General features: G+C 62.8%; 1 protein-coding gene. It reads right to left on the reverse strand.

Translation table 11 applies throughout. The features are described 5' to 3' along the window. Positions 1-21: 21 nt before the first annotated feature. Positions 22-6,882, reverse strand: a complete 6,861-nt coding sequence (locus tag MC381_RS16825; protein WP_264297455.1) for a cadherin-like domain-containing protein — start codon at positions 6,880-6,882, stop codon at positions 22-24. Positions 6,883-6,893 lie beyond the last annotated feature (11 nt).

Consider the following 6,893-nt stretch of genomic DNA (forward strand, 5'->3'; position numbering starts at 1 on the left):
CCTCTCTGTCGACGGCGCTTATCAACCGTCGAGATTCGTCTTGAGATTGCCAGTGTCGAGCAGCGTCTTGATGATTTCCGTGTCCGAGCTGCCGAGCGTCGTCATATCGACGTTGCTGAAGACGATCTTCTGTGTCACCGCGCCATCGGGACCCTCCGTCCTGATCTCGAGCGTCGAACCGTTGCCGCTCGCGCTCCCCGGCGCCCCGCTTGCCTCCCCCTTGACGAAGTGCAGATACTGGGAAGCCAGCGCGGCGTCCAGTGAACGGCTGCCGCTGCCACCGATATCCAGCATGTCGGAAAGGTCAATGACATCACCGCCGGTGCCCCGGGTGAAATCGCTGATGCGATCGATCGCGGGCGAAGCGCCAGTTCCCTGATCGCCGCGCATCCAGCTGAAGGTATCGCCGCCATCCCCCCCGGTGAGGATGTCGTTGCCGCGCCCGCCTTCCAGGCGATCGCTGCCGGCACCACCATCGAGCGTATCGTTGCCCAGACCGCCGTAGAGCCGGTCGCTGCCGCTCCCGCCACTCAGGCGATCATCGCCGGCACCACCGAAGAGCCTATCGTTGCCGTCTCCCCCTGTCAGCACATCGGCGCCGGCGGTACCGATTTCCAGATCCGCACCGGCGGTGCCCGACAGGTTCGATCCCGTCGAGACGTTGACGAACATCCCGCTGCCGTTGGGACTCAGCGTCACCGTCTGCGCGGCACTCTGCAACCCGCTGGCGTCGACGGCAACGAAACCGAAACCGTCGGCAAGCGGTTTGTCCTCGACCGTCGTGTAGCTATAGAACGGCCAGAATCCTGACCGCTCCGTATGCGACTGGTCCGCCGGGTTATAGGTCAGGGTATCGGCTTCGAACACCCGGCCACTGGCGACGTCGGCCGCCGTGATCGCGACGCCGTTGGCGAACAGCACACCGTTGGTCGGCAAGGCGGTGATGGCAATGCCGAGATCGCTGCCACTTTCTGCGTCATTGAGTTTCGCACCGCTGGCGAAGTCGATGTAAACCGTATCGTTGTTGATGCTGGTGTTGGTCAGCCCCACGGTAAAGGCACTGGCCGTGGGGGCGTTGTTAAACGTCGAGCCGGTGACACTGATCGCCAACGATGCGGTCGCAGTCCCCCCCCTGCCATCGCTCAGGGTGTAGGCGAAATTGTCGCTGGCCTTACCGCCACCGGTCAGTGCACGCGTTGTGGGGCGGTCGGCATCCAGCGCGTAGGTGTAACTGCCATCCGCCTTCAGCGTCAGGATGCCGTAGACCCCTTGAATCATGACGGTCGCACCGCTGCCAATGGCTGACTCGCTCTGCGCCTTGCCGTTGGCGACGTTGACGACCGCCAGCGCGTCTCCGTCAGGATCCTTGTCGTTGGCCAACACGTTACCGACGGCGGTAGCCGAGCCCGCGTCGATGTTGCTGGCGCTACCGTAGAGCGTGCCGCCATTGAGCGCCGTCAGTGGCGTCGGCGTTCCCAGCGCCCCGGTCTCCACATTCATCGGCGTGGCCCTGCTGTCGGTCGTCACGATCAGCAGATCACCCGTGGCATTCTCCGCCAGGCCATACACCTGCGCCCCCATGCTCGCCACCAGCGTGGTCGAGACGATGCCGTTGGTACCGGTATGGAGACTGCCATCGCCGTTCAGTGCAATCTCGAAGACGCGCCCATTCTGGTCGGACACATACAGGTGGTTACCGACATACTTCAGATCGCCCCCGGAAGCGAATCCGGTGTTCCCGACCTGAGTCGCAACGCGGCTGGAGGGGTCAATGCTGAAGAGCCTGCCATCGGCGTAGTTGGCCGCTAGCAGCTGACCGGTCGGCATCATCGTCAGCGCCACCAGATTCGCGGCACCCGTAATCCCGCCCAGTGACGTCGCCAGTCCCGTGGCCGCATTGATGCTGTAGAGCATCGTGCTACTGGATGAGGTCGAGTAGGCCACCCCGTAGAGCTTGCCCGGGGTCGCGCTGCTCGAGATATCTCCCAGGCCGCTGACCACCGAGCCGCTGCTGGTCCGAATCGTGACGCTGGTCTGACTGCCAGTGGTCAGGTTCCAGGTCTCCAGCGTACCCTGCACGGTCGAGAAATAGACCAGGTCCGGCTGCGCCGTGACCGCCGCGGCATCGGCGACCGCCAGCGGCGCATCGTTGACGTTGTGTACCGTCACCGGCACCGTCACGCTCGTCGTGGCGGTGTCACCGTTGCTCGACTCGCGCGATGTCACCGAAACCGACAAATTGAAGGTGCCATCGTAGTCGGTAGCCGGCTTGACCGTCAGCGTATCGAGATTCCAGCCGGTGATATCCGCACTGGTCGCTCCCGCGGTCGCGGCAAAACTGTGGCTGCCATCGCTGAGGATCGCGCCCACCGGAATACTGCTGACCCGGACCTGGGCGAGACTCTCCGAGCCGTCGGTATCGGTCAGCGCCGCCGCCACTTTCGAGAGGTGAATGGTCGAGTTTTCGTCACCCTCGTTCATGGCATAGAGCTGGTAGTAACCATTGCCCTTGCCATCGGTGCCAAGCAGCCCCGAATGGTTGACGTCGGCCGCGTCGAGCGCGCCGACATCCTGCATGAGCACGAAGTCAGCGGTGGTCAGTGCCTTCAGCCTGCCGCCATTGATGCCGACGTTCAGCGAATAATTGCCAGCGCCCGCCTGATTGTGGTGGTAGAGATCCAGGGTGTAGTAGCCGGTTACGGTCGGCGTATAAGTACCGCTGTAGTTCCCGCCGCTCGTACTCCAGGTACCCTCGCCTACAACCTTGCCTCCCACCAGCAAGCGAATGCTGTCATCGCCCGTTCCGCTGAAGGCGTAGGTCTTGCCGGCCTCCAGGTACATCAGACCAGAGATATGCGTTCCCGTGCCCGCGGCCACGCTGCTGTTCGCCGCGTTAGTGGTATTGCCGCTCGTGGCAGGCGTGCCAGCACTGTCGATCGCCGCCTGCATGGTAGCCGGTGCCGCCCCGCTACCATTGGAGCCGAGCGTGCTGATCGAGAACGTCTCTTTCAACAGGCCGGTACCGGACGCGACATTGCCGGTCAGATTGATCAGCGGCGCATCGGCGACGGCGGTCACGTTGACCGTCGCCGTAGCCGGCGTGGCGTCCCGATCACCATTGCTGTCCACCGAGGCATACTGGAGTGCGCTGGTACCCGACCAGTTGCCCGCCGGTTTGAAGTAGACCGTTGTGCCGTTATTGGTCGCATTCACGATCGAACCGGTCGTCAGCACCTGCGTCCCCGCGGCATCGCTGTAGAAGGTGCCGTTGGCCCCAACGCCAGTGATCTGGAAACTGGTCACATCACCATCGCTATCGGTGCCGGAAAGTGTGACCGCTATCAAGGACGACGGATCTTCCCGACCGGTCGAGGCCGTGTTCAACGTCTCGGGCAGTTCGTTGGTCCCGACTATCGTGACCGCGATCGTCTGGGGCGTACCGTCGACCGTCCTGACCGTGAACGTCTCGACTTTTTGCTCGCCAGCCTTGAGATACTGAACCGCGCTGTTGGCGACGCTGTAATGCCAGCTACCGCTGGCGTCGATGGAGAGGCTCCCCAGCGTCCCGTTCACCGGTGTCCCCGTGCCAGCCTGGAAGCCGGACTCACCGGCATCGGCGTCGATGACGGTCAACACACCGGACGAGATCAGATTGCCCGCCGCATCGGCGCCCTCATCTTCGGTAACACGCCCCGTCGTCGCTCCGGTGATCGTCGGCACGTCGTCGGCACCGGTGATCATCATCGTGATCGTCTTGCTGGCCGTGCCATCGACGCTGGTCACGGTGAAGGTCTCGCTAACCTGCTGGTTGGCGCTCAGTGCTTGAACCTGACTGGACGCGTTATCGAGCGTGTAGGACCACTCACCCTCGGCCGTCACGCTGAAGGTACCGTATTGCCCGCTAACGGCACTCTGCGCGACCAGCAGCGCCTCACCACTATCGACGTCCTCGACCCTCAAGGTGCCACTGGCACGTGTCGCGCCGTCTTCACTCAGTCGGCCTTCGTTGGTGCCCTGAATATGCGCCACATCGTTCTTGCCGACGATATCGACGGTGATCGTCTGCGACGTGCCATCAGCCGTTCGCACGGTGAAGGCATCGGTGACTCGCGCCCCCTCAGACAGCGCCTGAACATTACCCTTCCCGTTATCGAGGGAGTAGCGCCAGACGCCTTGCGTATCGATGCTGAAGTGGCCGTAGGCACCATCGACATTGACGGCCACGAAGCTCGCCTGCCCTGAGTCGGGATCACTGATCTCCAGCCTGCCTTCGGTGTACGTCCGCGTATCCTCGATCACTTCTCCGGACAGCGTGCCGCTGACGACCGGGGCGTCGTTGGTACCGGTGACGGTGATCGTCACGGACTGCGGGGCGCTGACCGCACCCTCATTGTCGATTGCGGTGTAGCTGAAGGTCACATCACGGCTTTCGCCTTCGGCGAGCGCATCGAAATCGCCGCCTGGCGCGAAGAGGTAGGAACCATCGCTGTTGAATGTGAGAACACCATTGCCGCGACCGATATCAGACTCGAGCGCATAGCTGGCGATCGAGCCGTCAATGTCTGCCGCGGCCGGGACCTGCCCCGTCAAGACGGTATTTTCTTCCGTCGTCGCCGTAGCAGCCTGCGCTACCGGCGCATCATTGGTACCGGTCACCGTGATCGTCAATGTCGAGGTAGCGGTGCCGCCCTGTCCGTCACTCACTGTGTAGCGAATCTGCGTGGTTTCGGTCTCGCCTACCGCAAGACGGTCGAATGCCGTACCCGGATCGAAACGATAGGAACCATCGGCATCCAGCGTGAATGTACCGCCGTTGGAGCCAGCAACCGCCTGACCGATGCTGGCATGCGCTCCATTGACGGCACTGACGACGAGTGCCCCGCCATCGATATCGCTATCGTTGGCCAGTACGCCTTTGGTGGCGTTCACAGTCAGGATGGCATTCTCTTCGGTGGTTTGGGTATCGGCCACCGCGATTGGCGCGTCATCAGTGCCGGTGACGATAATCGTCACGGTCTGCGGCTCACTCACCACACCGTTGTTGTCGGTGGCGGTATAGCTGAACGTGACATCACGGCTTTCACCCACAGCGAGGGAGTCGAAGTCCGAGCCAGGCTCGAAACGATAAGTGCCATCGGTGTTGAATGTCAGGCTACCGTTGCCGTTGCCGTTGCCGTTGCCGTTGCCGTTGCCGTTGCCGTTGCCGTTGCCGTTGCCGTTGCCGTTGCCGTTGCCGTTGCCGTTGCCGTTGCCAACACCCTGAACCAGCTGGTAGCTATCGATGAAACCGTCGACGTCTGTCGCGGCGGGAACCTGTCCCATCAGGACGGTATTTTCTTCCGTCGTCGCCGTGGCAGCCTGTGCCACCGGCGCATCATTGGTACCGGTCACATTAATCGTCAGCGTCGAGGTCGCGGTGCCGCCTTGTCCGTCACTGACGGTATAGCTGACCAACGTGGTCTCGATCTGGCCTGCCGCAAGGCGATCGAACGCCGTGCCCGGCTCAAAGCGATAGGAACCGTCGGCATCGAGCGTGAACGTCCCGCCATTGGAGCCGGCGACCGCCTGACCGACACTCGCATCCGATCCGTTAACAGCACTGACGACGAGTTCCCCCCCATCGATATCGCTGTCATTGGCCAGTACACCTTTGACCGCATTCGCCGATAGGACCGTGTTCTCGTCGGTGCTTTGGGTATCCGCCAAGGCGACCGGGGCGTCGTTGGTACCGGTCACGGTAATCGTAACCGTCTGCGGCGCGCTCACGCCCCCGTCGTTATCCGTCGCGGTATAGCTGAACGTGACATCACGGCTTTCGCCCGCAGCTAGGGCGTCGAAGTCGGCAACCGGATCGAAGGTGTAAGAGCCGTCGGCATTGAAGGTCAGCGAGCCATTGCCCGTGCCGACATCGGTGTCGAGCGCGTAGCTAGCGATGGTGCCATCGACATCCGTCGCGGCCGGGACCTGGCCAGTGAGCACCGCGTTTTCTTCAGTGCTTTGGGTATCGGCGACCGCGACCGGCGCGTCGTTGGTACCGGTGACCGTGATCGTCACGGTTTGCGGTTCGCTAACACCGCCGTCGTTATCGGTAGCGGTGTAGCTGAACGTGACATCACGGCTTTCGCCTGCGGCCAGCGCGTCGAAGTCAGTTCCCGGCGTGAAGGTGTAGCTGCCATCGCTGTTGAAGGCGAGCGAGCCGTTGCCCGCGCCGACATCGGTGTCGAGCGCATAGCTGGCGATGGTGCCATCGACGTCCGTCGCGGCCGGGACCTGCCCCGTCAGGACAGTATTTTCTTCCGTCGTCGCCGTAGCGGCCTGCGCTACCGGCGCATCATTGGTACCGGTCACCGTAATGGTGACGGTCTGCGGCGCACTCACCCCGCCACTGTTGTCGGTGGCGGTATAGGTGAACGTGACGTCGCGGCTTTCTCCCGCAGCCAGCGCATCGAAGTCAGCGCCCGGGTCGAAGCTATAGGAACCGTCAGCGTTAAAGCTAAGGCTACCGTTGCCCGAGCCAACATCGGTGTCGAGCGCGTAGCTAGCGATGGTGCCATCGACATCCGTCGCGGCCGGGACCTGGCCGGCAAGAACGATTTTCTCGTCGGTGGTCTGGGTATCGGCGACCACCACCGGTGCGTCGTTGGTGCCAGTGACGGTAATCGTCACGGTCTGCGGCGCACTCACACCGCCGTTGTCATCCGTCGCGGTGTAGCTGAACGTAACGTCGCGGCTCTCACCCACAGCCAGCGCGTCGAAGTCCGTACCCGGCGTAAAGGTGTAGCTGCCGTCGCTGTTGAAGCTGAGGCTGCCGTTACCCTGACCGACATCCGTCGCCAACTCGTAACCCGCGATGGTGCCATCGACATCGGTCGCGGCCGGCACCTGACCGGTGA

The sequence above is a fragment of the Salinicola avicenniae genome (assembly GCF_023736115.1).
In the GTDB taxonomy this organism is placed as follows: Bacteria; Pseudomonadota; Gammaproteobacteria; order Pseudomonadales; family Halomonadaceae; genus Salinicola; species Salinicola avicenniae.